At 64.0% G+C, this 25,736-nt stretch carries 16 protein-coding genes; 9 read left to right on the top strand and 7 right to left on the bottom strand.

Going from position 1 to position 25,736, the window contains the following annotated elements; genetic code table 11:
• Nucleotides 1–73: 73 nt before the first annotated feature.
• Both rhaS and FNA46_RS23020 read right to left on the bottom strand, forming a co-directional pair.
• Nucleotides 74–1,078, bottom strand: coding sequence for a rhamnose ABC transporter substrate-binding protein (gene rhaS, locus FNA46_RS23025; RefSeq protein ID WP_143127554.1), 1,005 nt, complete (start codon nucleotides 1,076–1,078; stop codon nucleotides 74–76).
• 56 nt (nucleotides 1,079–1,134) lie between these two features.
• On the bottom strand, nucleotides 1,135–1,947 hold the full coding sequence (locus FNA46_RS23020; protein ID WP_143127553.1) for a DeoR/GlpR family DNA-binding transcription regulator: 813 nt from the start codon (nucleotides 1,945–1,947) through the stop codon (nucleotides 1,135–1,137).
• 202 nt (nucleotides 1,948–2,149) lie between these two features.
• Here FNA46_RS23020 and FNA46_RS23015 point away from each other — a divergent pair, with 202 nt between their 5' ends.
• From FNA46_RS23015 to FNA46_RS23005, 3 genes are all read left to right on the top strand, one after another.
• Entirely contained in the window at nucleotides 2,150–4,246 is a 2,097-nt protein-coding gene (locus tag FNA46_RS23015; protein ID WP_143127552.1) for a bifunctional rhamnulose-1-phosphate aldolase/short-chain dehydrogenase, read from the top strand.
• Nucleotides 4,247–4,403: 157 nt separating this feature from the next.
• A complete protein-coding gene (rhaI, locus tag FNA46_RS23010; RefSeq protein WP_143127551.1) occupies nucleotides 4,404–5,696 on the top strand; it encodes an L-rhamnose catabolism isomerase in 1,293 nt (430 codons plus the stop codon).
• A 301-nt stretch (nucleotides 5,697–5,997) separates the two neighbouring features.
• A complete protein-coding gene (locus FNA46_RS23005; RefSeq protein WP_185969966.1) occupies nucleotides 5,998–6,876 on the top strand; it encodes a crotonase/enoyl-CoA hydratase family protein in 879 nt (292 codons plus the stop codon).
• Nucleotides 6,877–7,019: 143 nt separating this feature from the next.
• Here FNA46_RS23005 and FNA46_RS23000 read toward each other — a convergent pair whose 3' ends face one another.
• Nucleotides 7,020–9,512, bottom strand: coding sequence for an ATP-binding protein (locus FNA46_RS23000; RefSeq protein WP_143127549.1), 2,493 nt, complete (start codon nucleotides 9,510–9,512; stop codon nucleotides 7,020–7,022).
• Nucleotides 9,509–11,659: an EAL domain-containing response regulator gene (locus FNA46_RS22995; protein WP_143127548.1), complete on the bottom strand. Its 2,151-nt coding sequence runs from the start codon at nucleotides 11,657–11,659 to the stop codon at nucleotides 9,509–9,511. Before FNA46_RS22995 ends, FNA46_RS23000 begins: the two co-directional genes overlap by 4 nt.
• A 327-nt stretch (nucleotides 11,660–11,986) precedes the next feature.
• Here FNA46_RS22995 and FNA46_RS22990 point away from each other — a divergent pair, with 327 nt between their 5' ends.
• Nucleotides 11,987–12,205: a hypothetical protein gene (locus FNA46_RS22990; protein ID WP_143127547.1), complete on the top strand. Its 219-nt coding sequence runs from the start codon at nucleotides 11,987–11,989 to the stop codon at nucleotides 12,203–12,205.
• Nucleotides 12,206–12,356: 151 nt separating this feature from the next.
• A complete protein-coding gene (locus FNA46_RS22985) occupies nucleotides 12,357–12,899 on the top strand; it encodes a hypothetical protein (protein WP_143127546.1) in 543 nt (180 codons plus the stop codon).
• Here the strand turns inward: FNA46_RS22985 and FNA46_RS22980 are convergent.
• A complete protein-coding gene (locus FNA46_RS22980; protein ID WP_143127545.1) occupies nucleotides 12,886–13,104 on the bottom strand; it encodes a DUF1674 domain-containing protein in 219 nt (72 codons plus the stop codon). The genes FNA46_RS22985 and FNA46_RS22980 overlap by 14 nt on opposite strands.
• Before the next feature lie 145 nt (nucleotides 13,105–13,249).
• On the opposite strand from FNA46_RS22980, the gene htpX reads away from it, so the two are divergent.
• The 4 genes from htpX to purH all read left to right on the top strand — a co-directional run bounded on the left by htpX (nucleotide 13,250) and on the right by purH (nucleotide 19,205).
• Nucleotides 13,250–14,281 (top strand): zinc metalloprotease HtpX, encoded by a 1,032-nt coding sequence (gene htpX, locus FNA46_RS22975; protein ID WP_143127544.1) that lies wholly within the window; start codon nucleotides 13,250–13,252, stop codon nucleotides 14,279–14,281.
• The gene (locus tag FNA46_RS22970) at nucleotides 14,272–15,687 is read left to right on the top strand and encodes an RsmB/NOP family class I SAM-dependent RNA methyltransferase (RefSeq protein ID WP_425468800.1); all 1,416 of its coding nucleotides are present in this window, start codon (nucleotides 14,272–14,274) and stop codon (nucleotides 15,685–15,687) included. The genes htpX and FNA46_RS22970 overlap by 10 nt, the downstream gene beginning before the upstream one ends.
• 99 nt (nucleotides 15,688–15,786) lie before the next feature.
• Entirely contained in the window at nucleotides 15,787–17,475 is a 1,689-nt protein-coding gene (locus FNA46_RS22965) for a heparinase II/III family protein (RefSeq protein ID WP_143127562.1), read from the top strand.
• Between the two features lie 113 nt (nucleotides 17,476–17,588).
• Nucleotides 17,589–19,205: a bifunctional phosphoribosylaminoimidazolecarboxamide formyltransferase/IMP cyclohydrolase gene (purH, locus tag FNA46_RS22960; RefSeq protein WP_143127543.1), complete on the top strand. Its 1,617-nt coding sequence runs from the start codon at nucleotides 17,589–17,591 to the stop codon at nucleotides 19,203–19,205.
• Between the two features lie 217 nt (nucleotides 19,206–19,422).
• Here purH and FNA46_RS22950 read toward each other — a convergent pair whose 3' ends face one another.
• Nucleotides 19,423–20,811 (bottom strand): MFS transporter, encoded by a 1,389-nt coding sequence (locus tag FNA46_RS22950; protein WP_425468799.1) that lies wholly within the window; start codon nucleotides 20,809–20,811, stop codon nucleotides 19,423–19,425.
• 36 nt (nucleotides 20,812–20,847) lie between these two features.
• The gene (locus tag FNA46_RS22945) at nucleotides 20,848–25,596 is read right to left on the bottom strand and encodes an NAD-glutamate dehydrogenase (RefSeq protein ID WP_143127541.1); all 4,749 of its coding nucleotides are present in this window, start codon (nucleotides 25,594–25,596) and stop codon (nucleotides 20,848–20,850) included.
• Nucleotides 25,597–25,736 lie beyond the last annotated feature (140 nt).

The raw sequence follows: 25,736 nt of genomic DNA, 5'->3' as shown, positions 1-25,736 counted from the left end.
GCCTGCCGGCCATCTCCCCCCTTGTGGGGGAGATGGCCGGCAGGCCAGAGGGGGAATTTTCACAACATGCGGATCAGAAGATCTTCGAGAACTGGTCGATGTTCTTGGCGTCGTAGACGAACGGATCGGCCATGGCGGCTTCGCCGTTGTCGCCGATCTTGATCGTGCCCATGCGGCCGGCCTTCACCTCGGTGCCCGGCTTGCCGGTCGCGTCACCCTTGACGAGGTGATAGGCGATCTGGGTTGCCGAATAGCCAAGGTCGATCGGGTTCCAGATCGCGAATTCCTTGGTGGCACCGGACTTGATGGCGCCGGCCATTTCGGAGGGAAGGCCGAGACCCGTGACATAGACCTGGCCGATCTTGCCCGCATCCTTCACGGCCTGCGAGGCCGCAAGAACGCCGACCGTGGTCGGAGCGACGATGACCTTCACATTCGGCTGCGAGGTGAGCAGGCCCTGCGCTTCGCGGTAGCTCTTGTCGGCCAGGTCGTCGCCATAGACGGTGGTGACCAGGTTGAGGCCCGGAAAGTCCTTGAGCTGCTTCTTCATTTCCCCGATCCAGATGTTCTGGTTCGTGGAGGTGGTGGTGGCGGACAGGATCGCGAAATCGCCCTTGCCGCCCGGCAGATGGTCCTTGGCAAGCGTCAGGCACATCTTGCCGATCAGCTCGTTGGACGAGGGGTTGAGGTGCATGATGCGGCCTGCCGGTGCGACACCCGAATCCCAGGAGATGACCTTGATGCCGCGCTGGGCGGCCTTCTTGAGTGCCGGCACGACCGCATCCGGATCGTTGGCGGAGATCGCGATGGCATCCACGCCTTGCGCGATCAGCGAGTTGATCACTTCGATCTGGCCTTCGGCCGTCGTCGAGGTCGGGCCGGTATAGATGATCTTCACGCCGCCCAGTTCCTTGGCAGCCTCTTCCGCGCCCTTGTTGGCAGCTTCGAAGAAGCCGTTGCCGAGCGACTTCACGACCAGCGCGATCTTCACGTCAGCGGCGGAAGCCATTCCGGCCATCGAGACCGATGCTGCGAGCGCCAGCGTTGCCGCACCGAAATGCCGTCTTGTCAGTTTCATAGTCCATCCTCCCAAAAGATAAGCTGGTTGATCTCCCCTTCCCCGGTCGTTGCCTCTCAAGCGACCGAGGAAGCATCCTCTTTGCCGGTCGAAGCCATGGGCTTGACCGTCAGAACCGTCACGCCCGCCGCTTCCAGCATGGCGACCGCCTCGTCGGGCACGCCATCATCGGTGATGATGGTCGAGACATTGTCGAGCGGGCAGAGAATCATGCTGGACCGGCGGGCAAACTTGCTGGAATCCACCATGACGATCAGTTCGTCCGCCTGGCGCATCAGCCGCTGTTCACTCTGGATCACGAGCGCATCCGGCTCCATCACGCCATGCGCGGAAATGCCCTGCGCGCCGATGAACATGCGGCGTGCATAGAAATTGCGGATCGCGTCATTCTCGAAGGGCGACAGGATCAGGCTCTGGTCGCGATAGATCGCGCCCCCGGGCACCGAGACCGTGCACTTGGAATGCTTGAGCAGATGCTCGGCAATAGCGAAGGAATTCGTCATCACCTGCAGACGCCTGGCCGACATGAAGTGGACCATCTGGAAGGTGGTGGTGCCGCCATTGATGATGACGGAATCCCCTTCGTCGCACAGCTCAGCGGCGGCGCGCGCAATTGCGCGTTTCTTGTCGATATTGACCGATTCAGACACCCGGAACGGACGCGCCGCCAGATTGCCCTGCTGCGGCGGATGCACGGCTTCCGCCCCGCCCCGCACACGCCGAAGCCTGCCTTGCACATGCAACGCCGCAATGTCGCGCCGGATCGTGGCTTCTGAAGCCTCGGTCAACTCGGCAATATCCTGCACCGTCACCACAGGCTTCTCCTGGATGGCGCTCAGAATGATGCGATGACGCTCGCGTTCGTGCATGGGTGTCCTCCTTGCTTCGATCTAGTCGCAAGACCTTTACCCTGTCAATCATAAACGATCAAAAAAGATTATATTGCAGCGCACAATGCGCATTTATGATCGTTTATGATTGACAAGCGCCCCCGGCCTGCGCGATATCCTGCAGCCAAAGGAGATGCTTCGCCCGCCGGGCAAGCGACATGAACACCTGGGAGGACTTTCCATGTCGGGCCAAACCCGCCTTCTCGAAAACCGTTGGGATGATGCTTACGCGGCGACTCTGGATGAGCCCGGCAAGCTGCTTTATCGCTCGAACCTGCTCGGCGCCGACAAGCGCATCACCAATTACGGCGGCGGCAACACCTCCGCAAAGGTGATGGAAACCGACCCCCTGACAGGGGAAAAAGTACAGGTTCTCTGGGTGAAGGGATCCGGCGGCGATGTCGGCACCATCAAGCTCGACGGTTTCGCCACACTCTACCAGGAGAAGCTCGAAGCACTGAAGGGCATCTATCAGGGCGTTCACGACGAAGACCGCATGGTGGGTTTCCTGCCGCACTGCACCTTCAACCTGAACCCGCGCGCCGCTTCCATCGACACGCCGCTCCACGGTTTCGTGCCCTTTACCCATGTCGATCACATGCATCCGGATGCGATCATCGCGATCGCTGCTTCCAAGAATTCCAAGGACCTGACGAGCCAGATCTTCGGTTCGGATATCGGCTGGCTGCCCTGGCGCCGCCCCGGTTTCCAGTTGGGTCTCGACCTCGAAGCCTTCGTGAAGGCCAACCCGACGGCCAAGGGCGTCGTGCTGGAAAGCCATGGCCTGTTCACCTGGGCCAATGATGCCAAGGAATGCTACCTGCTGACGCTCGAGATCATCAACAAGGCGATCGAGTGGTTCGCTGCTCAGACCGAAGGCAAGGTCATCTTCGGCGGCGCTGCCACCGAAAGCCTGTCGGCCGCCGAGCGCCGCGCCATTGCCGCCAAGCTGATGCCGGAAATCCGTGGCCGCATCGGCAAGGCGGAGCGCAAGCTGGGCGATTTCGACGATCAGGATGCCGTGCTGGAATTCGTCAATTCGAAACATCTGAAGCCGCTCGGCGCGCTCGGCACCTCCTGCCCGGACCATTTCCTGCGCACCAAGATCCGCCCGCTGATCCTCGATTTCGATCCGGCCCATCCGGATGTCGACGTCGTGATCGCGGGCCTCGACAAGGCGCTGGAGGATTACCGCGCCGATTACACCCGCTATTACGAAAGCTGCAAACACGACAATTCGCCTGCCATGCGTGACCCGAACCCGGTCATCTTCCTTGTTCCGGGCGTCGGCATGCTGTCCTTTGCCAAGGACAAGGCGACCGCCCGCATCGCGGGCGAGTTCTATGTCAACGCCATCAACGTGATGCGCGGCGCCTCCACCGTCTCCAAGTATCAGGGCCTGCCCGAACAGGAGGCCTTCGACATCGAATACTGGCTGCTGGAAGAGGCAAAGCTGCAGCGCATGCCGAAGCCGAAGAGCCTGGCCGGCCGTGTCGCCCTCGTCACCGGCGGTGCCGGCGGCATCGGCCGGGCAACGGCGGAGCGGCTGATGGCGGAGGGCGCCTGCGTGGTGCTGGCCGATATCGATGCCGAGGCGCTGGATGCTGCCAAAGCCGATTTTGCCAAGCGCTACAGCGCAGATAGCGTGCGCGCCGTTCAGCTTGACGTGACGAAGGAAGAGGCCGTGACCGCCGCTTTCGCGGACGCCAGCGTGGAGTTCGGCGGCGTCGACATTCTCGTCTCCAATGCCGGCATTGCCTCCTCCGCTCCGGTGGAAGAGACGACGCTTGCCATGTGGGACAAGAACATCAGCATTCTCGCCACCGGCTACTTCCTTGTTTCACGTGAAGCGTTCCGCCTGTTCCGCCGCCAGAACCTCGGCGGCAACGTGGTGTTCGTCGCCTCCAAGAACGGTCTTGCCTCCTCTCCCAATGCCTCGGCCTATTGCACAGCCAAGGCCGCCGAGATCCATCTGGCCCGCTGCCTGGCGCTGGAAGGCGCGGAAGCCGGCATTCGCGTCAACACGGTTAACCCGGATGCGGTGCTGCGCGGCTCCAAGATCTGGAACGGCGAATGGCGCGAACAGCGCGCCGCCTCTTCCAAGATCGAGGTGAGCGACCTGGAGGAACATTACCGCAAGCGCTCCATGCTCAAGCTGAACGTGTTCCCGGAGGATATCGCCGAAGCCATCTATTTCCTGGCCTCGGATCTTTCGGCCAAGTCGACCGGCAACATCATCAACGTGGACGCCGGCAACGCCCAGAGCTTTACGCGATAAAAGAACGTCTCCGCTGGGTGGCCTGGTTCCCCTCTCTGACTTGCCAGGCATCTCCCCCCAAGGGGAAGATGTCGGGCAGGACAGAGGGGGATATGCCCCACGACGAAGCCCAAAAGTGGAACGTCATAAACGTGAACGGTCTGTACGGGAGGAACCAATGACAGATCTGAAGATTGCAGGCGATGTGATCGCCGCTGAAAACGAAAAGCGCGCCGCCGCGCTCACCACCGATTATGCGGCACTCGGCGAGAAACTGGCCCGCAGCAATATCGACATCGACGCACTCACTGAGAAGGTCGCCGAATTCTTCGTCGCCGTCCCCTCCTGGGGTGTCGGCACCGGCGGCACCCGTTTTGCCCGCTTTCCGGGTCTCGGAGAGCCGCGCCATATCTTCGACAAGCTGGAGGATTGCAGCGTCATCCAGCAGCTGACACGGGCAACACCGACCGTTTCCCTGCACATCCCGTGGGACAAGGCAGACCCGAAGGAGCTGAAGGCGAAGGGCGATTCGCTCGGCCTCGGTTTCGACGCGATGAACTCGAACACCTTCTCCGATGCGGCCGATCAGGCGCATTCCTATAAATACGGCTCGCTCAGCCACGTGGATGCGGCAACCCGCGCCCAGGCGGTGGAGCACAATCTGGAATGCATCGAGATCGGCAACGCCATCGGCTCGAAGGCGCTGACGGTGTGGATCGGTGACGGCTCCAACTTCCCCGGCCAGTCGAACTTCACCCGCCAGTTCGAGCGCTATCTCGATTCGATGCGCGCCATCTACAAGGCGCTGCCGGATGACTGGCGCCTGTTTTCCGAACACAAGATGTACGAGCCCGCCTTCTACTCGACGGTGGTGCAGGACTGGGGCACCAACTACCTGATCGCGCAGACGCTGGGTGACAAGGCCTTCTGCCTCGTGGATCTCGGTCACCACGCGCCGAATACGAATATCGAAATGATCGTCGCCCGCCTCATCCAGTTCGCCAAGCTGGGCGGCTTCCATTTCAACGATTCGAAATACGGCGACGACGATCTCGACGCCGGCTCCGTCGAACCCTACCGCCTGTTCCTCGTCTTCAACGAACTGGTGGATGCCGAGCATCGCGGGGTCAAGGGCTTCCACCCCGCCCACATGATCGACCAGAGCCATAACGTGACCGATCCGATCGAGAGCCTCATTGCGTCCGCCAACGAGATCCGCCGCGCCTATGCCCAGGCGCTGCTGGTCGACCGGGTTGCGCTGGAGGGATTCCAGGAGAGCAATGATGCGCTGATGGCGACCGAGACGCTGAAGCGCGCTTACCGCACCGATGTCGAACCGATCCTCGCCGAGGCTCGTCGCCGGGCGGGCGGCGCGATCGATCCCATCGCCACCTATCGTTCGAGCGGTTACCGCGCGCGCGTTGCTTCCGAACGCCCGGCGGTGAAGGGTGGTTCGGGCGGCATCGTATAACTGAATTTGCCTTGATGGAGCGGCGTGAAAGGCCGCTCCACTCCTGATTTTTCCGGTATGACAAGCTCGATCTATTCGATTAACCAGATTTTTTAATCAAAGTTTAAAATCGGTTAAGGCGCCCTCTTGCGTCGCAGCATGGTCTGATAGACTGTCGGCTATCGAATGACGGGGTGACTTGATGACGGATGTGTCTGAACGACAGCGGCAGGCTGAGCAGGCTTCAACAGCCGTAGACAGCGCTAACATCGCCCTGGAACCGCGACAGCAATCCGCAGCACGCAAGCCTCCGGAGGGACGCTTGGCAGCCTTCGCGGACACGCTGCCGATCGAACTCAGCTTTGCCACGGCCAGCTATGAACAGCTGGAAGTGCGTCTCGACCCGGCACTGAAGACGCTGTGGTACTTCATGAAGCCGACGGAAGCGCCGAGCTACACGCCCGATCTGCTGCGCGACCTCTCCGCCCTTAGAAGCCGTATCCAGAAGCTCTTCGAGCGACCGACTGACGAACCGCCTCTGCTCTATCTGGTCAACGGCTCCAAGCAGCCGAACATCTTCAATCTCGGCGGTGATCTCGGTTATTTCGCCGATCATATACGAGCCCGCGACCGCGACGGCCTGCGCCGCTATGCGCTCGACTGCGTCGATCTGGTCTATTCCTCCTCCCAGAGCCTTGACCTGCCGATCTTCCTCATCTCGCTGGTACAGGGCGACGCGCTGGGTGGCGGCTTCGAGGCAGCCCTTGCGTCAGACATCATCATTGCCGAGCGCAAGGCGAAATTCGGATTGCCGGAAATCCTCTTCAACCTGTTTCCCGGCATGGGCGCCTATTCCTTCCTGTCACGGCGGCTCGATCCGACGCGCGCCACGAAGATGATCATGAGCGGGCGCATCTACACCGCCGACGAACTGCACGAAATGGGTCTGGTGGATGTGGTGGTGGACAACGGGCGCGGCGAAGAGGGCGTGCGTGACTATATCGTCCGCAACAGCCGCAAGCATGCCATCCAGCGCACGATGCGCGATGTGCGCCGCCGCGTGAACCCGATCACCCACCAGGAACTGATCGACGTGGTGGATCTGTGGGTGGATGCCGCCATGGCGCTTGAAGATGCGGACCTGCGCAAGATCGACCGCCTGCGCGGCGCCCAGGCCAAGCGCATCGAAGCGAGCCTCTGAGACTTATACCAGGTGTCGATGATCGGAACCCATAGGATGGCTTCTGGCTAGGCGCGGCGCAAAGGGCGATGCTTTCGCATCGGCCAAGCGGCGCACCAACGCCAGAAACCGGCCAGCAGGCCTCAACGGCGCACGCCGCATCCTCAGGAGGCGAGCCGGGTTCGGACCTCCTGCTGCAGGCGCTCGAATTCGCTCGTCAGCGTCTGCAGGTGAAGTTCGCCCTGCTGGGCAAGTTCTGGATCGTTGATTTCCCGCCACTCCAGGCACAACTGGTAGATGCGGGCAGCCCCCACATTGGCTGCGGCGCTGCGCAGCGCATGGGCCGAATTTCGGAAGCCCTGTACGTTCTCCTCGGCCACCGCATGCGACAGTGCCTTCAGCGCTTCGACGGAATCATTGACGAACTGCTCCAGAAGCTGATCGACGAAATCGGCACCGCCCAGTTGCTCCAGCGCCTCGCAGGTGGCCATGTCGATCACCGGCCGGTCCGCGATGGCCGGCGCCGAAAGCTCTGCGGGGACGGCAGGCGACGCCTCCTCGGCCTCGGTTTCGCCAAGCACGGCTTCGATCGCCTCCAGCAGCCGGCGCGGTTCGAGCGGCTTTGTCAGGCATTCGGCCATGCCGGCCTCCAGGCAGCGCTCGCGGGCTTCGCCAGTGGCATCGGCGGTGACGGCAATGATCGGGATCTCCTTCATGCCGAGCGCGGCAAAGCGGTAGAACTTGGTGGCCTCGATACCGTTCATGACGGGCATGTTGACATCCATCAGCACCAGATCGAGATCGCCTTGCAGCATGCGCTCCACGGCCGCCTCGCCGTTTTCCACCACCTCATAGGCATGGCCGCCGGTTTCCAGGATCTTGCCCAGCACCATCTGGTTGGTCTTGTTGTCGTCAGCGATCAGAAGCTTCAGCCGGCGCATCGTGCCGCGGGGCGCCATGGCCTCGGAGGCGCGGTCGCCCGGCCCGTCGGCCATCGCGGCCAGCACCGACAGATTGGCGGGGGCCTCTGGATCGATCGCGGTAAAGAACAGATCACGCATGGCGGGCGTCAGACGCACCGTCTCGCTGTGCGGCGCGACCAGCACCAGAAGCGGCGCATCCTCGGGCGGTACCGCATCCAGGAGACGGGCAGCCAGACGGGCCGGCGAGGGGTCGCGCATCTGCGCATCGATCAGGACAAGCGGCTGGCCAACCCCGCAACGGCGCAGGCGCGCGAGACAGGCAAGCCCGTCCTCGAGACTGTCCACCTGCTCTGCTGCGGCAAAGGCTGGCGCCGGAAGGGAACCTGCGCCGAAATGGACAAAGGAAGGCAGCGCCACATCGACCTCGTCGACTGCCACAGCCTCCACCGGCAGGCTGAAGTGGAAGGTGCTGCCCTCACCGGGCGCGCTCACCACGCCGATCTCGCCGCCCATGGCGCGCACCAGCTGGCGGACAATCGCAAGCCCGAGGCCGGTTCCGCCGAACCTGTCGAGGATCGTGCCGTCTGCCTGGGTGAACCGCTCGAAGATCCGGCCATGCGCGGCGGGATCGATGCCGATGCCGGTGTCGGAAACCTCCACCTGAAGCGCAGTGCCCCGCTCGGTCTCACAGAAGCCGACATCGATGCGCACATGGCCATGCGCAGTGAACTTCACCGCATTGCTGGCAAGGTTCAGCAGGATCTCTTCCAGATGCCGGCGGTCGGCCAGAATGAACCGTGGTGTCTCGCCACTCATATGCAGGGCCAGCCGCAGACCCTTGGCATGGGCGGCAACGCCCGCAATCGCGCGCACATCCTTCAGCAGGCTTGGCAGGTCAACCCGCTCCAGCTGGATCTTCACCTGCCCGGCCTCGATACGCGACAGGTCGAGCACCGCCTCGATCAGGGATAGCAGCGACCGACCGGACCGGCTGATGGTGCGCACCATGTCCTTGTGCTCTCCCTTCAGCGACATGCCGAGCAGGAGATCGCTGAGGCCGATGATGGCGTTCAACGGCGTACGCAGTTCATGGCTCATGCTGGCCAGAAACAGGCTTTTCGCCTGGCTTGCCTGTTCGGCCTCGCGCTTGGCCTGCGAGAGCTTGCGGATAAGCTTGGCCGTATAGGCGGGAATGACGATCAGTGCGCCAATCAGACCAATGGAGAGATTGGTCTCCTCCTGCCAGTAGGTCGTGCTGAGAATGACCGCGACGAAGCCCGAGACAGCCGCCACTGCGGCAAGGGCGAGATAAACGACGCCGAAGCGGAAGCCGTTGCCGAGAACCGCCCAGAAATAGACGAGGAACAGGCCGGCACCGGCTTCGCCGCTCACATGCAGGCCATAGGAGAAGGTGCCGACATCCGCCACGATGCCGGCCACCCGGCGATAATGGCAGACATCAGGCACCAGAAGAATGTGCACGAAAAGACAGGCGGCGAAGAGGGCGAAAATGGAGACCGGCAGGGCCGCGACATCGAGCGCCGCCACTGCGGCATCGGAACCGAAGGCGCTGGCCACGACCAGATAGATGATGATGCCGGAGGCCAGCAGCAGGCGGTTCGTCGTCAGTTCGTGTTCGGTATCGGGGCGGTTGCGCAGCAGCGTGCGCAGATCGCGAAGGCTTGCGGGCAGCCGCCACCGCTGCGCCGGCCGCACGGGGCGCGTCACGCTCATGCGTCGACCTCTGCCCGCTGCCCGGACTGCAGGAAGGCGACGAACTGTTCCGCCGGCATGGGGCGCCCGTACAGATAACCCTGCATCACGTCGCAGCCATCGGCCTTCAGGAGCTCCGCCTGGGCGCGGGTCTCGACCCCCTCGGCCACCACGCTGAGGCCAAGGCTATGGCCGAGATTGGCCACCGTGCGCACGATCGTGTGGTCGCTCGGATCTTCCACCATGTTGCGCACGAAGCTCTGGTCGATCTTGATCCGGTCGATCGGGAACTGGCGGATGTAGTTCAGCGAGGAATAGCCGGTGCCGAAATCGTCGATCGAGATGCTTACACCAAGATTGGCAATCTGCTTCAGCGCCGAAACCACGGTATCGGTATTCTCGATCACGATGTTCTCGGTGATTTCCACGTCAAGATAGCGCGGCTCAAGCTGCGACAGCGTGAGCGCGCGCTCCACGAGTTGCGCCACGTTGACCCGGCGGAACTGGACGGGCGAGAGATTAACGCTGATGCGCAAGTCATTCAGTCCCATGCGCTGCCAGGATTTCGCCTCGCGGCAAGCTTCCAGCAGAACCCATTCGTTGATCGGCACGATCAGGCCGTTTTCCTCGGCACGCGACAGGAACAGGCCGGGCGCCAGAACCCCCTGCTCCGGATGGTTCCAGCGCAGCAGCGCCTCGGCCCCCACCACGCAGCCGGTGGCAGACGAAATCTGCGGTTGAAAATAGACGACGAACTGCCGCTCCTGGATGGCCGTGCGCAGCTTGCCGTCCAGCACCGCATTGTTGCGCATCCTTTCGGCCATATTGGTCTCGAAGAAGCGCACCTGGTTGCCGCCGGTTTCCTTGGCCTGATACATCGCCAGCTCTGCATTTTTCACCAGCCGGTTGACATCGGTGCCATCGGCGGGATGCATCGTGGTGCCGATGCTGACGCTGCAGCAGAAGCGCTTGCCCTCGCTGATGAAGGGCTGCGCCACCACATCCATGACCTGCTCGGCAAACTGGATGGCGCTGATGCTGCCCTGCGAAATCGTCTGCAGCACAGCGAACTGGTCCCCCCCGACGCGCGCCACCATGTCATCCGCCTCGACAAGCGTCCGGAGGCGGCGCGCCACCTCCTTGAGAAACTCGTCGCCCGCATCGTGCCCGAGCAGTTCGTTGACGCTCTTGAACTCGTCGATATCAACGCAGTGGAGCGCGAAGGCGCGATCGCCGCGCCGTGCCCTTGCCACCTCGCGGCGCAGTCGGTCGAGCATGTAGTTGCGGTTGGGCAGATTGGTCAGCGCATCATGGCGGGCGACATGCAGCAGATGCTGTTCGCCCCGCTTGCGGTCCGTGATGTCCAGCGCACTGGTGACGACGCCGACGACGATGTCATTGCTGTCGCGCAGCGGCGACTTGGTGGTGAGAAGGACGCGCTTCTCACCGGCGGCACTCGTCAGTTCGCGCTCGAAGCTCTGCAGCGGCTGGCCGGTACGCAGCACCTTGCGGTCCAGCATACGGTTTGGCCCGGCCAGTTCCGGATCGACCAGCGTGTCGCTGCTGCGACCGACCAGGCTTGCCGGGTCGCGGTCAAGGAAAGCACCGGCGAGCGCATTGACAAAGAGAATGTTACCGTTGGCATCGCAGGCACTGACCATGGCCGGCACCGTATCGATGACCTGCGCCAGCCGCTCGCTGGAATCACGAAGAACCGCCGCGCGCGATTCTTCACTGGTGGCAAGTTCGACAGCCAGGTTGCGCGCCCGGCTTTCGAGCAGAAGCTGCTGCTTGCGCAGTTTCAGGAGATTGCGCGCGCGCGTGGTGAATTCCTGGTGATCGACCGGACTTTGCAGGAAATCCGTGGCACCCGCCTCCAGCGCACGCATGCGAAAGCTGCGTTCCTCATAGACGGTGATGACGATGACAGGAATTTCCGCGAAGCCGGGCAGGGCACGCAGCGCACGGATGAAGGCAGCGCCATCCATGACCGGCATCTTGAAATCCGTGACGATCAGGTCCGGAACCGTTCCGGCCTCGAAGGCTGCCAGCGCCATTGCGGGATCTGCGTAGCAGCGGATCTCCACCCCCTCCTCGATGGAGGACGCAAGCCTCTCGAAGATGCGGCGATTTGTTTCCTGGTCGTCAAGAATCGCGATGAGGGGCATGTAGCGTTCCGATGGCATCTCGGTGTCAGGCGAATCGGCGGCAGACCCGGGACTGCCGCGCAAGGTTTTCATGCCTTTCCCGGCACGTCATCCAGACGTTAGGAGGCAAAGCGTTAACAGTTCGATACCGCAAACATTAAAACGGGGCCGTTCTGATGCGATCGGGAGACAGATTTTACCCCCCGCATTTCAGGGAGAACAAATGTGGCATAACAACCACACCCGAGGCCCGGATCGGACGGGCCAAACCGGCGCCCGGCGCATTCCTTTGACGATGTCTAATATACGACCTAACCTCCCGCCCGGAAACGGATCAGGGAGGGTGAGATGTCGTTTTCATCCTATGATGCACTGGAGGCGAGCGATCTGTCCCTGCTGCGCAAGGTGCTGGAAGAGGTCTGCCGGGAGCGCGCCATTGCCTTGGACAGCGAGGAAGCCTCCAGCATGGCCCGGGCACTCATCGACTGGTACCTGTTCGGCATCCGCCATCCCCAGCAGTTGAAGGACATGCTGGATCCGCTGCCTCTGACCCACCCATCCCCCTGACCAGAGCCGCCGTCACGACCCACCGCCTTTCTCGCCCTTTTGCCGCCAGGCCGCTTGTCAGCCTGAAACCAGCGACTTACCGCTGCCGCACGGCCAGAGGCCAACCAGCCTGATTCGCCCTCCCCATCCTCGCCACCACACGGGAAACGGCATGTCCAGAAAAGACAAGCGCAGCCCTCTCGACAAGCTTCGCAAGCATTGGCAACGGGCGGATGCGGCAGACCGCCAGGCCTTCGTCGCGCAGCTGCGGCAGGAGGGTTTTCTGGCTGGCGACGAGACGGATGGCATGCAGACGTCCCCTGACCGGCAGCCAGGCTGCGGGATCGATGGGGCCAACGGGTTGATTGCCAATGGCCGCTACCTGCTGCCGCTGACGGTGGCGCGGATCGAGGCGATCATGATCCGTCGCCGCATCACGCCGGTCGATGTCATGCGCGAGGCGGGCTTTGCCGGGGATGGTGCGGTGCTGACGCGCGCGTTGATCCGTCAGGCCAGCCTGCGCCTCGCAGTCATTGCGGCCCTCCGCGACTGGCTGCGAGAGAACGAAGCCGAGCCATCGTCCGCCCTTCCGGAAACAGACCCTCTTCCCACCACAGAAACCTCCGGAGAGAGCCCCCGGTCGATCTGCTCCGGCGGCGAGGACGCGGCGGAGCAAGTTTCCGATCCTGAGGTGGCCAGACTCAGAAATCGATAGCGCGGCCGTTGATTTCCCAGTCGCCGAAGCGGGCGGGATCGGCACCACCACGACCGCCCAGTTCCGGCGGCAGGTCGAGCGGCTTTTCGCGGGCGCGGCGTTCCTCTGCTTCCTTCAACGCCCGTTGCGCGGCCGGCGACAGCACCTTCGGCGCCGCCTCGGTGTGAGCGTCCGTGTCGCGATTGTCGTTGTCCGGCGTCTGCATGGTCTGTCTCGTCATCCTGAAGGCGGTCTGGCCGAAAGCGGTCTGGCTGGGTCGCAATATTGAAATGGCGTCCCGAATGACCACATCCTACGGCAAAAGGCGGCGCGCTTGAAGCGCTCAGACGATTTTGCCCGGAGACGTGACGATGAACATGATCCGCACTGCCATGCTGCTGGCCTTCATGACCGCATTGTTCATGGGCGTCGGCTTCCTGATCGGCGGGCGCGGCGGCATGATGATCGCCCTCCTGATCGCCGCCGGCATGAACCTGTTTTCCTACTGGAATTCCGACCGCATGGTGCTGTCCGCCTATGGCGCGCAGGAGGTGGATGCGCACAACGCGCCGGAGTTCTATCACATGATCCGCGATCTCGCGGCCCGCGCCGGCCTGCCGATGCCGCGCGTCTACATCTACCAGAACCCGCAGCCGAATGCCTTCGCCACGGGCCGCAATCCGGAAAATGCCGCAGTCGCCGCCTCAACCGGCCTGCTCGAACAGCTGAGCCCCGAGGAGGTGGCGGGCGTGATGGCGCATGAACTGGCGCATATCCAGAACCGCGACACGCTGACCATGACGATCACCGCCACACTGGCGGGCGCCATTTCCATGCTCGGCAATTTCGCCTTCTTCTTCGGCGGCAACCGCGAGAACAACAATCCGCTCGGCTTCGTCGGCGTGCTGGTGGCGATGATCGTCGCGCCCTTTGCCGCGATGCTGGTGCAGATGGCGATCAGCCGCACGCGCGAATATTCCGCCGACCGCCGCGGCGCGGAAATCTGCGGCAATCCGCTCTGGCTCGCCTCGGCGCTCGCCAAGATCGCGGGCGCTGCACATGTCATCCCCAACAACGAGGCCGAGCGCAATCCGGCAACCGCCCACATGTTCATCATCAATCCCCTGTCCGGCGAGCGGATGGACAATCTGTTCTCTACCCATCCGGACACCGGAAACCGCATCGCCGCGCTTCAGGCCATGGCGGCCGAGGGCTTTGCAGGCGGCTCCGGCGGTTATGGCCAGGCAGGCCCCGCCTCTATGGACACCCGCGCGGCCGATTTCGGTGCCGCTGCCTCGACGCGCGGTGCCTGGACTGATAGACCCACGCGCAAATCGCGTTCCGTGCCGACCACCGGTCCGGTGCGTCGCCCCGATGAACCGCGCAAGGGTCCCTGGTCTTGACCGCAGACGACACGTCCCCGAAGACACGCAAGCCTGAAAAACGCCCGTCGAAACCGGCCGGCACGTCCGCCCCGAAACAGGCAGCGGCGCCCGACAAGCCCGGCCTCGACGTGCGCATGGCCGCCGCCAAGATCCTTGCCGCCGTCATCGACAAGAAGACGCCGCTCGACGGCATGCTCGATGCCGTGCACGGCAACCCGGCCTACAAGGCGCTGAGCGATGCTGACCGCGCCCTGGTGCGCGCCATCCTCAACACCACGCTCCGCCACCTGCCGCGCATCGAAAAGAGCCTGTCCCTGATGCTGGACAAGCCGCTGCCGGAAGGCGCGCGCGCGCTGCAGCACGTTCTGACCACCGCCGCCGCGCAGATCCTCTATCTCGACGTGCCCTCGCATGCCGCCGTCGACCTTGCCGTCGAGCAGGCCAATCGCGATCCGCGCAACCGCCGCTTTGCCAAGCTGGTGAACGCGCTGCTGCGGCGCATGGTGCGCGAGCGCGACGCGATTCTCGCCGCAAGCCACACCATTCTGCCGGTGCCGGGCTGGTTCCATGCACGGCTGGTGAAGGCCTATGGCGAGGCGGAGGCGCGGCGGATCGCCGAGGCGCAGCTGACGCCGGCACCGATCGACCTCACGGTCAAGGCCGAGCCCGCGCTTTGGGCCGAGCGGCTGAACGCCAGGCTTCTGCCGACGGGAAGCCTGCGGCTTGCCGCCTTCGAGGGCAGCGTTGCGGCCCTTCCCGGCTTTTCCGAAGGGGTCTGGTGGGTGCAGGATGCGGCCGCCAGCCTGCCCGCGCGCCTGTTCGGCCCGCTTGCCGGCAAGCGCATTGCCGATCTCTGCGCCGCGCCCGGCGGCAAGACCGCACAGCTGGCCGCGCTTGGCGCCGAGGTGATCGCCATCGAGCAATCCGCCAACCGGGCCGAGCGGCTGAAGGAGAACCTCGCACGTCTCTCGCTGTCGGCGGAGGTGCTGAACATCGATCTCTTCGCCTACAAGCCCGACGAACTGCTGGACGGCGTGCTGCTCGATGCGCCCTGTTCTTCCACCGGCACCACGCGCCGGCACCCGGACGTGCTGTGGACCAAGAGCATGAAGGACATCGAGAAGCTGGCGGAGTTGCAGGCGCGCATGCTGCGCCACGCGCTGACGCTGGTGAAGCCGGGTGGCCTCGTCGTCTTTTCCAACTGCTCGCTCGACCCGCTGGAAGGCGAGGATCTGGTGGCGGCGCTTCTCCGGGACAATCCGGGCGTGGAGCGCGTGGCCGTGCGCCGCGAGGACTGGCCGGGGCTGGAAGAGGCGATCTCACCCGCCGGCGATTTCCGCACCACGCCGGCCATGATTGCGCCAGGCGAGGGCTATGCGGGCGGCATGGATGGCTTTTTCGCCTGCAGGCTGCGTCGGCGGTAAGACTTTCTTCACCATAAACGACCACAGTCGGGCACAGGAATGGATCGTGCCCGCTGCCCGGGTGCGGGAGGGGTCCATCAGGGATTTCCGGTATTGGTCATGCTGTTCGCCGAGCGCCGCAGACATCTTGCGTTGGGGATGACCGAGGCGCGCCGTCGTCTGGGTCGCCGGATGACGACGCTTGCCATGCAGCGCTGCCGCCTTGGCCTCGATGTTCCGGAGCGGCTGATCGTGGCACCGACGGACCTGCGGGCCATAGACCCCTTCATTGCCGAGGAAATTCTCGCGGGGCGCTTTCCGCTGGCCGGCAAGTTGCTGGAGACAGAGGGCGAATCCCCCTTTCTCGTGCCAGCACCTTCGCGTGCCTTCGCAGAAAGGCTGCATTCTTTCGCCTGGCTACGTCACATGCGGGCGCTGCGCAGTGTGGAAGCCAGGGCGCGAGCCCGCCTGATCGCCATATCCTGGATGAATCACCACCAGAAACGGCTGTCCGGCACCGCCTGGCAGCCGCATGTGGCTGCCGAGCGCATGATCGCCTGGCTGTCCCATTCGCCGGTGATGCTGCAGGGCGCCGAAGGCCATTTCTATCGCCGCTTCATGAAGAGCCTGGCGGTGCAGCGGCTTTATCTGCGCAAGGTCTTTTCCACGCTGCCGGAGGGGGAAACGCGGTTGCGCATCCGCATCGCGCTCGCCATGGCCTCGCTCGCCATGCCTTCCAGCGACAAGCTGATCCGCCGCGAAGGCGTCAATCTCGATCTGGAACTGGAGCGGCAGATCCTCGCCGATGGCGGGCATGTGTCGCGCAATCCGCGCAGCATGCTGGAACTGCTGCTCGATCTTCTGCCGCTGCGCCAGACCTATATCAATCTCGGCCATGACGTACCGGCAAGGCTCATCCCGGCGATCGACCGCATCTATCCGGCGCTGCGTTTCTTCCGTCACCAGGACGGCGATCTCGCCCTGTTCAACGGCGCAACCGCTACGCCGGCCACGGAACTCATGTCGGTGCTGCGCTATGACGAGACGGCGGGCAAGCCCTTCAAGGCGCTGCCGCACAGCCAGTACCATCGCCTGACCGCCGGCGAGACGACGATCCTCGTCGATACCGGCACGCCGCACTCGGCGGATCTGTCGGCCGGTGCCCATGCGGGCTGCCTGTCCTTCGAGATGTCAGCCGGCCGCAGCCGCTTCATCGTGAATGCCGGCGCCCCGAAATTCGCCGATGCGAAACTCCGGCTTCTGTCACGCGCCACCGCCACCCATTCCACCGTCACGCTGGGCGAAACCTCCTCGCAGCGCATCCTGCAATCGACCTTCCTTGGCCCGCTGATGGCCTCCGGCATCGATGAAGTGACATCGACCCGCTGGGAGGATGCCTATGGCAATGACTGGCTGAAGGCGAGCCATGACGGCTATGTGGAGGCCTTCGGCTATGTCCACCAGCGCGAGATCGGGCTGTCGGCCAAGGGCGACAAGATCAAGGGGCACGATCATTTCTTCATGCCGGACGAGGGCGGCAAGCCAAGGCCCGGCCGAAGGGTGGCGGGCACCGCCCGCTTCCACATCCATCCCAATGTGGCCCTGAAGCGCATCCACGACGATCTGATCGCCATGGCAACGCCCGGCGGCGACACCTGGCTGTTTTCCGCCCCCGGCCAGCGGGTGGAGATCGAGGAAGACGTCTTCTTCGCCGATGTCTCCGGCATGCGGGCAAGTCGCCAGCTGGTGATCGCCTTCTCCCTGCCGGAAACCGCAGACCTGCGCTGGATGCTGAAGCAGCAGCATTGAGCGGCCTCTGGCGCCGGCAGCCCGTTTCCTCCGGCGCCAAGCTGTGCTAACGCGCGAGCCATGAAGGCGCCCGATCGCTGTCCGAGGGGCGCGCACCAGCACGGAGTATCCCGATGGCCGTCGTCTCGAAAATGATCCCCGCCCCCGACCAGGTAAAAATCCGCACCGCCCTTCTCTCGGTTTCTGACAAGACCGGCATTGTGGAACTGGCAAAGGCGCTCAGCGAGCACGGCGTGCGCCTGCTCTCCACCGGCGGCACCTTCAAGGCGATCCGCGATGCAGGCCTTCCCGTCACCGACGTCTCCGACGTCACCGGATTTCCGGAAATCATGGATGGCCGGGTGAAGACGCTGCATCCCGGCGTGCATGGCGGCCTGCTCGCCATCCGTGACGATGCGGAGCATGTGAAGGCGATGGAAGAGCACAAGATCGGCGCGATCGATCTCGCCGTCATCAACCTCTATCCCTTCGAGGAAGTGCGCGCCGCGGGCGGCGACTATCCGACGACGGTGGAAAACATCGATATCGGCGGCCCCGCCATGATCCGCGCCGCAGCCAAGAACCACGCCTATGTCACCGTGGTCGTCGATCCGCAGGATTATCCGCAGCTGATCCAGACGCTGGCCAGCAATGACGGCCAGACGGCTTACGCCTTCCGCCAGAAGCTTGCGGCACGCGCCTATGCCCGCACCGCCGCCTATGACGCGATGATTTCCAACTGGTTCACCGAGGCGCTCGACATCGAGATCCCGCGCTACCGTACGCTCGGCGGCGCGCTGTCGCAGGAAATGCGCTATGGCGAGAACCCGCACCAGGCAGCCGGCTTCTACCTGACCGGCGAGAAGCGTCCGGGCGTTGCCACGGCCAGACTGCTGCAGGGCAAGCAGCTCTCCTACAACAACATCAACGATACCGATGCCGCCTTCGAACTGGTCAGCGAATTCTTCCCGGAAAACGCGCCGGCCTGCGCCATCATCAAGCATGCCAACCCCTGCGGCGTGGCGATTGGCACGAGCCTGACGGATGCCTACAAGCGGGCGCTCGCCTGCGACAGCGTTTCGGCCTTCGGCGGCATCGTGGCGCTGAACACGCTGCTCGACGCGGAAACCGCGACGGAAATCGTCAAGATCTTCACCGAGGTCATCATCGCACCTGACGTCACCGACGAGGCGCAGGCGATCATTGCCGCCAAGAAGAACCTTCGCCTGCTGGTGACCGGTGGCCTGCCCGACCCGCGCTCGCGCGGCTTCACTGCCAAGACCGTTTCCGGCGGCCTTCTGGTGCAGACCCGCGACAACGCGATGGTGGAAGATCTCGACCTCCGGGTCGTCACGAAGCGCGCCCCGACCGAGCAGGAACTGATCGACATGAAGTTCGCCTACAAGGTGGCGAAACATGTCAAGTCGAATGCGGTGGTCTATGCCAAGGACGGCCAGACGGCCGCCATCGGCGCCGGCCAGATGAGCCGCGTCGATTCCGCCCGCATCGCTGGCCTGAAGGCCGAAGAAGCAGCAAAGGCCATGGGCTGGGCCGAACCGATGACCAGGGGCTCGGCCGTTGCCTCCGAAGCCTTCCTGCCCTTTGCCGACGGCCTGCTGTCGATGATTGCCGCCGGCGCCAAAGCCGTGATCCAGCCGGGCGGCTCGATGCGCGACGAGGAGGTGATTGCCGCCGCCGACGAACACGGCGTCGCCATGGTCTTCACCGGTATGCGCCACTTCCGCCATTGAGGAAGGGAGTGCAGCCCATCACCCCGACGTCGTCCAGATAAAGACCCCTCCCAACCCTCCCCACAAGGGGGAGGGCTTTAACCCAGCCGACCCGCCGAAGCCGATCGCAGCCAGGGCGGGTGCCGCAAAGTATCTCCCCCCTTGTGGGGGAGAGGGCGGCAGCCAGAGGGGTTTTCCGTCCCGCCCGCAGCCCCGCCCTGGGAACACACCAGAATTCTCAGCGCGCACCCTCGCCCGCCGGATAGGGCGTTCTCAGCAGCAGCAGGAAGCCGGCCGCCAGAAAGACGATGAGCGTCGCCATGCCGAGCCGCGAGGAGCCGCTGGCATAGGTGACGAGCGAAAACGAGAGTGTCGCCATGAAGCTGGTGGCACGGCCGGACAGCGCATAGATCCCGAAATAGCGGCCGGCCTCGTCCGGATGGACGCTGCGGGAGAGGAAGGAGCGGGAAGAGGCTTGCACCGGCCCGAAGGCCATGCCGATCAAGAGGCCGAAGCCGAGATAGACCTTTTCCGCCACTGTGCCGAACAGGCCGCCGGCATCGACGCCGGAGAGCGGCACCAGCCCGAAGAAGACATAGCCGGGCCCGGTTGAGATGATGCCGATCGTTGCGGCAAGAAGCAGGATAAGGCTTGCGATCACCACCACCTTGGAACCGAACAGCCGGTCGAGACGCCCGGCCACCAGGCAGCTGACGATGGCGACGACATTGAGCAGGATGCCAAACAGGCCGATTTCCAGCGTGACCCAGCCGAACATGCCGGCCGCGAAGGCGCCGCCGAGGATGAGCAGCCCGTTGACGCCATCCTGATAAAGCATGCGGGCAATCAGGAAGCGCAGGATCAGCCGGCGCCGGCCGAGAAGATCGGCAAAGGTGCCGCGCAATTCCCGCAGGCCGGAGCGGATGGCGGGGCCCATCGGCTCGCCGCGCCTTGCATCCGGGGTGAAGGCGAACATCGGCAGGATGAAGACAAGATACCAGAGCGCCGAGAGCGGCCCGGTGATGCGGGCATCCTCGCCGGTTTTCGGATCGAGCCCGAACAATGCGGGAAGCCCAAGCAGCGTTTTCCCCGAAGCGGGGTCGGCAGCGAGGAAGCCGACGACGAAGATCAGCACCAGCATGCCGCCGAGATAGCCGAGGCCCCAGGCAGTGTTGGAAATCCGGCCCACCTCGCTTGCCGGCACCAGCCGCGGCATCATCGAATCGTTGAAAACCACGGAAAATTCCGCCGCGATCGAGGCGAGGATCATGAAGGTGACCGGCCAGATGAGCGGCGAGCCGGGTGCCGCGAACCAGAGCATGGACAGCGATGCGATCTTGATCACCGCGAAAAACGCGATCCACGGCTTGCGTGGCCCGGACTGATCGGCAATCGCGCCGAGCACCGGCGACAGGATGGCAATCACGATGGAGGAGATCGTCGCCATGTTGCTCCACATGGCCTGGGCCGAGACGGGATCGGCCGTCAGTCGTGCGACGAAATAGGGTCCGAAGACGAAGGTGGTGACCACCGTGAAAAAGGGCTGGGCTGCCCAGTCGAACAGCATCCAGCCCCAGATCCCGCGAGAGGGCGCGCGCGGCGCCGTCCCAGTTTCCGTCTTCGTCACGGCGCGCCTCCCCTTGAACCTCGGGGAGGCATTGGATCACCGATGGCCGCTCTGGGCAAGGTCGTTGAACAGGCTTGCCGCCACGATCATGCGCGCCAGCGAGGTATCGCCGCTTTCGCTGAGCGCCAGCAGTTCGCTGCTGATGCGGTTGAGCCGCAGCCGGTCGCTGGCAAGCCAGGCCTCTAGCGGCTTGCGATCCTTGCCGTGGGTGGAGAGCGCAACCGTCACGATGTCGCGGCGCGCCGCCGCGATCTGCTGCAGGCTGCGGATGAGGGCAAGGTTCTCATAGTGATCCGCCGTATTGAAACGTTCGCCCGCCTCCAGGAAGCGGTTGACGCGGAAGGTATCGGTCGCATGGAAATAGACTTCCGTCGCCCGCGAGAGCGGCGCGCCGCTGCGCTCCGAGATCAGCATGATTTCTGGCACCAGAACCAGATTGGGCAGGATGTTCAGCTCTTCCGTCAATTCCTCCGGCAGCTCGTCCGAGAGGTTTTCTGCCCGCGGCGAGGTCTTGGAGATGGCGCCGCGCAGGCTGCGGATGCCGGTGCGGATGCGAGCCACCGCCGCCTCCACCGGACCGGCGGTCAACCCCGTCTGCAGGATGAAGATGGTGGCGCCGACGAAGATCTCGCCGATCTGTTCGTAGAGATCGTTCTGCGTCTCGCCGTCCAGCTGGCCGTCCAGCCCGTCGACCGCCGCCCAGAGTTTTGGCAGGTCATAGGCATCGCGAGCGATGAAGGCGGCCTTGACCACCTCCACCGGGCTGCGTCCGCTGATATCGCTCAGCATCTGGGCAAAGCCCGGACCGCCGCGGTTGATCACCTCGTTGGCGAGAACGGTGGCGATGATTTCCCGGTGCAGGCGATGATGCGCGATATCGACCGCATAGGGCTTCTGCATCTGGCGGGGGAAGTAGCCGCTCAGCACCGCGCCGAAATAGGGATCATCCGGCAGATCGCTTGCCGCCAGCGCATCGAACAGCACGATCTTGGCATAGGAGAGCAACACCCCCACTTCCGGCCGCGTCAGCGGCTTGCCGGCCGCATAGCGATCGGCCAGTTCCGCATCGTCCGGCAGGGTTTCGACCTTGCGGTTCAGCTCGCCGCGCGCCTCCAGCGCCGACATCAGCCGGGCCAGTTCCTCGCGGTTGCGGCTTCCCCGCCGCGTCGTCAGCGAAATCGCCAGCGTCTGCAGGTAGTTGTTGCGCAGCACGAGGTTGCCCACCTCCTCGGTCATCGAGACCAGCAGCTTGTTGCGCTTGTCGCGCGGCAGACGCCCGTCCTGCATGGCGGGGCTCAGCGCAATCTTGATGTTGACCTCGACGTCGGAGGAGTTGACGCCCGCCGAATTGTCGATCGCATCGGAATTGATGCGGCCGCCCCCCAGCGCATAGGCGATGCGGCCCTTCTGCGTGACGCCGAGATTGGCGCCCTCGCCGATCACCTTCGCCTGCACCTCGGAGGCGGTGACGCGGATCGGGTCATTGGCGCGGTCGCCTACTTCCGCATCGGTTTCCGACTGGGCCTTGATATAGGTGCCGATGCCGCCGAACCACAGGAGATCGACCGGGCTCTTCAGGATCGCCGTCATGATCTCGAAGGGGGTTGCGACATCCTTGTCGAGGCCGATCGCCGCCTTCGCCTGCGGCGTCAGCTTCACGGATTTCTCCGAGCGGGCGATGATCATGCCGCCCTCGGACATCACCGCGCGGTCATAATCCTGCCAGCTGGAGCGCGGCAGCTTGAACATGCGGTTGCGCTCGGCAAAGCTCTTCTTCACGTCCGGGTTCGGGTCGATGAAGATGTCGCGATGGTCGAAGGCGGCGATCAGGCGGATGTGGCGCGACAACAGCATACCGTTGCCGAACACGTCGCCGGACATGTCGCCGACGCCCGCCACCGTGAACGGCGTTGCCTGGATATCGACGTTCATTTCGCGGAAATGACGCTTGACCGCTTCCCAGGCGCCGCGGGCAGTGATGCCCATCTTCTTGTGGTCATAGCCGGCCGAACCGCCGGAGGCAAACGCATCGTCCAGCCAGAAGCCGGCCTCCTGCGCAAGCCCGTTGGCGGTATCGGAGAAGGTCGCGGTACCCTTGTCGGCGGCGACCACGAAATAGGGATCGTCGCCATCCAGCCGCAGCGTATCGGCAGGGCCGACGACCTCGCCGCCGGAAATGTTGTCGGTGATCGACAGCAGCGTGCGGATGAAGGTCTTGTAGGCCTCCTTGCCGGCGTTGAAAAAGGCATCGCGCTGGGCAGGCGACGGCAGCTTCTTCGGGAAAAAGCCGCCCTTGGCGCCGACCGGCACGATGACGGCGTTCTTCACCTGCTGCGCCTTGACGAGACCGAGCACCTCGGTGCGGTAATCCTCGCCGCGATCCGACCAGCGCAGACCGCCGCGCGCCACCTTGCCGAAGCGCAGGTGCACGCCTTCCACTTCCGTGCCGTAGACGAAGATCTCGCGGAAGGGGCGCGGCTGCGGCAGGCCGTCGAGCAGCTTGGGATCGAGCTTGAAGGCCAGGACCGGCTTCGGCTTTCCATCGGCACCGGTCTGGAAATAGTTGGTGCGCAGCGTGGAATCGATGGCGTTGACGAAGCGGCGGAGCGTCCGGTCGTCATCGAGGTTCGGAACGGCGGCAAGCGCCGTCTCGATCGCCTCGTGATGGTCAGACAGCTTGCGCTCGCGCTGGCGCTCGCCAAGCGCGGGATCGAAACCGTCGCGGAACAGGGCAAACAGGCGGCGGCTGATGTCCGGATAGCGGGAAAGCGTATCGGCGATATGGGCCTGCGAATAGACGATGCCCGTCTGGCGCAGATAGCGGGCATAGGCGCGCAGCACGGTGACCTCGCGCACGGACAGCCCGGTCAGGAGCACCAGCCGGTTGAAACTGTCATTGTCGACGGCACCGGCGAAAGCGGCGAGGAAGGCTTCCTCCAGCAGCGGCGCCTCCCGCTCCAAATCGACCGCGCGGCCCTCCGGAAGCTCCAGTTCCATGTCGTGCAGCACGACGCGGGTGCCGGTTCCCGCCAGCCCCAGATCGAAGGTCCGTTCGCTGACCACCTGGAAGCCCAGATTTTCGAGAAGCGGCACGCGGCGCGACAATGCCAGATGGCCGCCAGCATGGAAGATCTTCAGCGCAAGGATGCGCCGCGCCTCGTCCTGGCGCTCATAGAGCGAGATCCGGATCGGCTCGCCACGGGTGCAGGCGAGAATGTCGGGCAGGTCGGCAAGCGTCTCTTCCGGTGAAAACGCCTCCTGGAAGGCGAAGCTGGTGTCGAGCGCCGGGCTGTCGGGGCCGGCAAGGCCGGCGAAGCGATCCTGCCAGGGGGTCGCGATCTCGCGGATTGCCTCTTCGAGCTTCGGCTGGGCGATACGCGGCGTCTTGCCGTCGCGCCGGCCGATGATGAAGTGCACCCGCGCCGTGCCGCCCTCCGGGAAGGCCGGATAATAGGCAGAGACATGGCCCTGGAACGTGGCGGCCAGATAGGCGCCGATCTTTTCGCGGACCGCCGAATTGTAGTTTTCGCGGGGCACGTAGACGAGGATGGAGACGAAGCGGTCGAAATGGTCGATGCGGGCGAGCGCCCGCACGCGCGGCCGCTCGGCCAGCTCCATGATCTGCTCGCAATAGCGCGCCAGAAGCTCCGCATCGATCTGGAACAGATCATCACGCGGATAGGATTCCAGCGTGTTGCGCAGCATGCGGCCCGAATGGCTGACGGGATCGAAGCCGAAATGATCCTCGACGCGCTCGACCTTGGCCCGCAGCAGCGGAATTTCCGTCACGGAATGGGTATAGGCCGTGGCGGTGAACAGACCGACGATGCGCAACTCGCCGGTCACCCGGCCGTCGGCATCGAAACGCTTGACGCCGACATAATCCATGTAGGCGCGGCGATGGACGACGGATTTCACATTGGCCTTGGTGACGATCAGAAGATCCGGCCCCTGCAGGAACTGCAGGATTTCCGGCGTCGTCGTCACCTGGTCCTTGCCCTGGCGGAGCACCAGCACATCGGGATCGGAGAGAATGCCGAGGCCGCGGCCCTTGCCGCGCTCCACGGTGGCGCCGGCTCCCTCCCCCGAATAGACATATTCGCGCATGCCGAGGAAGATGAAGTTGCCGTTGCGCAGCCAGGTGAGGAAGGAGACGGCCTCCTCGCGGTCTCCCTTGCGGCGGCCGCCGCCATTGGCGGGCAGTTCGGAGACGGCGGCATCCAGAAGGTCCAGCATCGGGCGCCAGTCGCTGATCGCCGAATGCACCCGGTCGAGCACCTGGCGCAGCCGCTCGATCAGCGCACCGGCCTGCTCTTCGCCGAGGGGGTTCAGGTGAATCTGGACAAAGCTGACATGCCGGCTGCCGGCATCGCTGCGCTCATGCGAATAGAGGCTGGGGCGGCGTCCGGCCTGCACGTCGAGAATGGGATGGACGGCGAGCGTGATGTCGCGATGGGAGGCCGTCACCTCGCCCATGATCGAATCGAAAAGGAAGGGCATGTCGCGGTCGATGACCGTCAGTACCGAAACGGCAACGCCATTCGGCGCCACGCCTTCGACGGGCACGATCGTGATGCGGGGGGCATCGCCCGCCCAGGCTTCCAGTTCCCGCCCCGCATGCAGGGCGGAGGCGACGAGCATCTCTGGCGTGTAGGCAAGGATGTCATCGGGGCTCGCCCGGCCGAACAGGATCTCCGGATCGAGCGCCAACCCGCCCCCTTCCGGCAGCGCTGCCCTTGCCAGCTCGATCTGTTTCTCCCGCTTCGGATTCTTCTTGCCCGGCATGCTTTCCTCCCGTTGTGCTGTTTTTGTCTGAACAACCATCTCGACCTGCTTTATGGCAGTTCTCAGACACAGTTTGGCGCATTTTCATGAGATTTATTGACATGGAGCCGTGAAAAATCGATCAACAGCGGCAAAACAGG

The sequence above is a fragment of the Affinirhizobium straminoryzae genome (genome assembly GCF_007004135.1).
GTDB lineage: Bacteria > Pseudomonadota > Alphaproteobacteria > Rhizobiales > Rhizobiaceae > Neorhizobium > Neorhizobium straminoryzae.
Note: the sequence above shows the minus strand (reverse complement) of the source record. Positions and strands in the feature narration are given on the sequence as shown.

What these genes read in the sequence shown, in the direction of transcription:
- FNA46_RS22965 (WP_143127562.1), top strand. Translation starts at nt 15,787, where the DNA reads ATGCTGTTCGCCGAGCGCCGCAGACATCTTGCGTTGGGGATGACCGAG.
- FNA46_RS22945 (WP_143127541.1), bottom strand. Translation starts at nt 25,596, where the DNA reads ATGCCGGGCAAGAAGAATCCGAAGCGGGAGAAACAGATCGAGCTGGCA.
- FNA46_RS22980 (WP_143127545.1), bottom strand. Translation starts at nt 13,104, where the DNA reads ATGCAGACGCCGGACAACGACAATCGCGACACGGACGCTCACACCGAG.
- FNA46_RS23000 (WP_143127549.1), bottom strand. Translation starts at nt 9,512, where the DNA reads ATGAGCGTGACGCGCCCCGTGCGGCCGGCGCAGCGGTGGCGGCTGCCC.
- htpX (WP_143127544.1), top strand. Translation starts at nt 13,250, where the DNA reads ATGAACATGATCCGCACTGCCATGCTGCTGGCCTTCATGACCGCATTG.
- FNA46_RS22990 (WP_143127547.1), top strand. Translation starts at nt 11,987, where the DNA reads ATGTCGTTTTCATCCTATGATGCACTGGAGGCGAGCGATCTGTCCCTG.
- FNA46_RS22995 (WP_143127548.1), bottom strand. Translation starts at nt 11,659, where the DNA reads ATGCCCCTCATCGCGATTCTTGACGACCAGGAAACAAATCGCCGCATC.
- FNA46_RS23015 (WP_143127552.1), top strand. Translation starts at nt 2,150, where the DNA reads ATGTCGGGCCAAACCCGCCTTCTCGAAAACCGTTGGGATGATGCTTAC.
- purH (WP_143127543.1), top strand. Translation starts at nt 17,589, where the DNA reads ATGGCCGTCGTCTCGAAAATGATCCCCGCCCCCGACCAGGTAAAAATC.
- rhaS (WP_143127554.1), bottom strand. Translation starts at nt 1,078, where the DNA reads ATGAAACTGACAAGACGGCATTTCGGTGCGGCAACGCTGGCGCTCGCA.
- rhaI (WP_143127551.1), top strand. Translation starts at nt 4,404, where the DNA reads ATGACAGATCTGAAGATTGCAGGCGATGTGATCGCCGCTGAAAACGAA.
- FNA46_RS22985 (WP_143127546.1), top strand. Translation starts at nt 12,357, where the DNA reads ATGTCCAGAAAAGACAAGCGCAGCCCTCTCGACAAGCTTCGCAAGCAT.
- FNA46_RS23020 (WP_143127553.1), bottom strand. Translation starts at nt 1,947, where the DNA reads ATGCACGAACGCGAGCGTCATCGCATCATTCTGAGCGCCATCCAGGAG.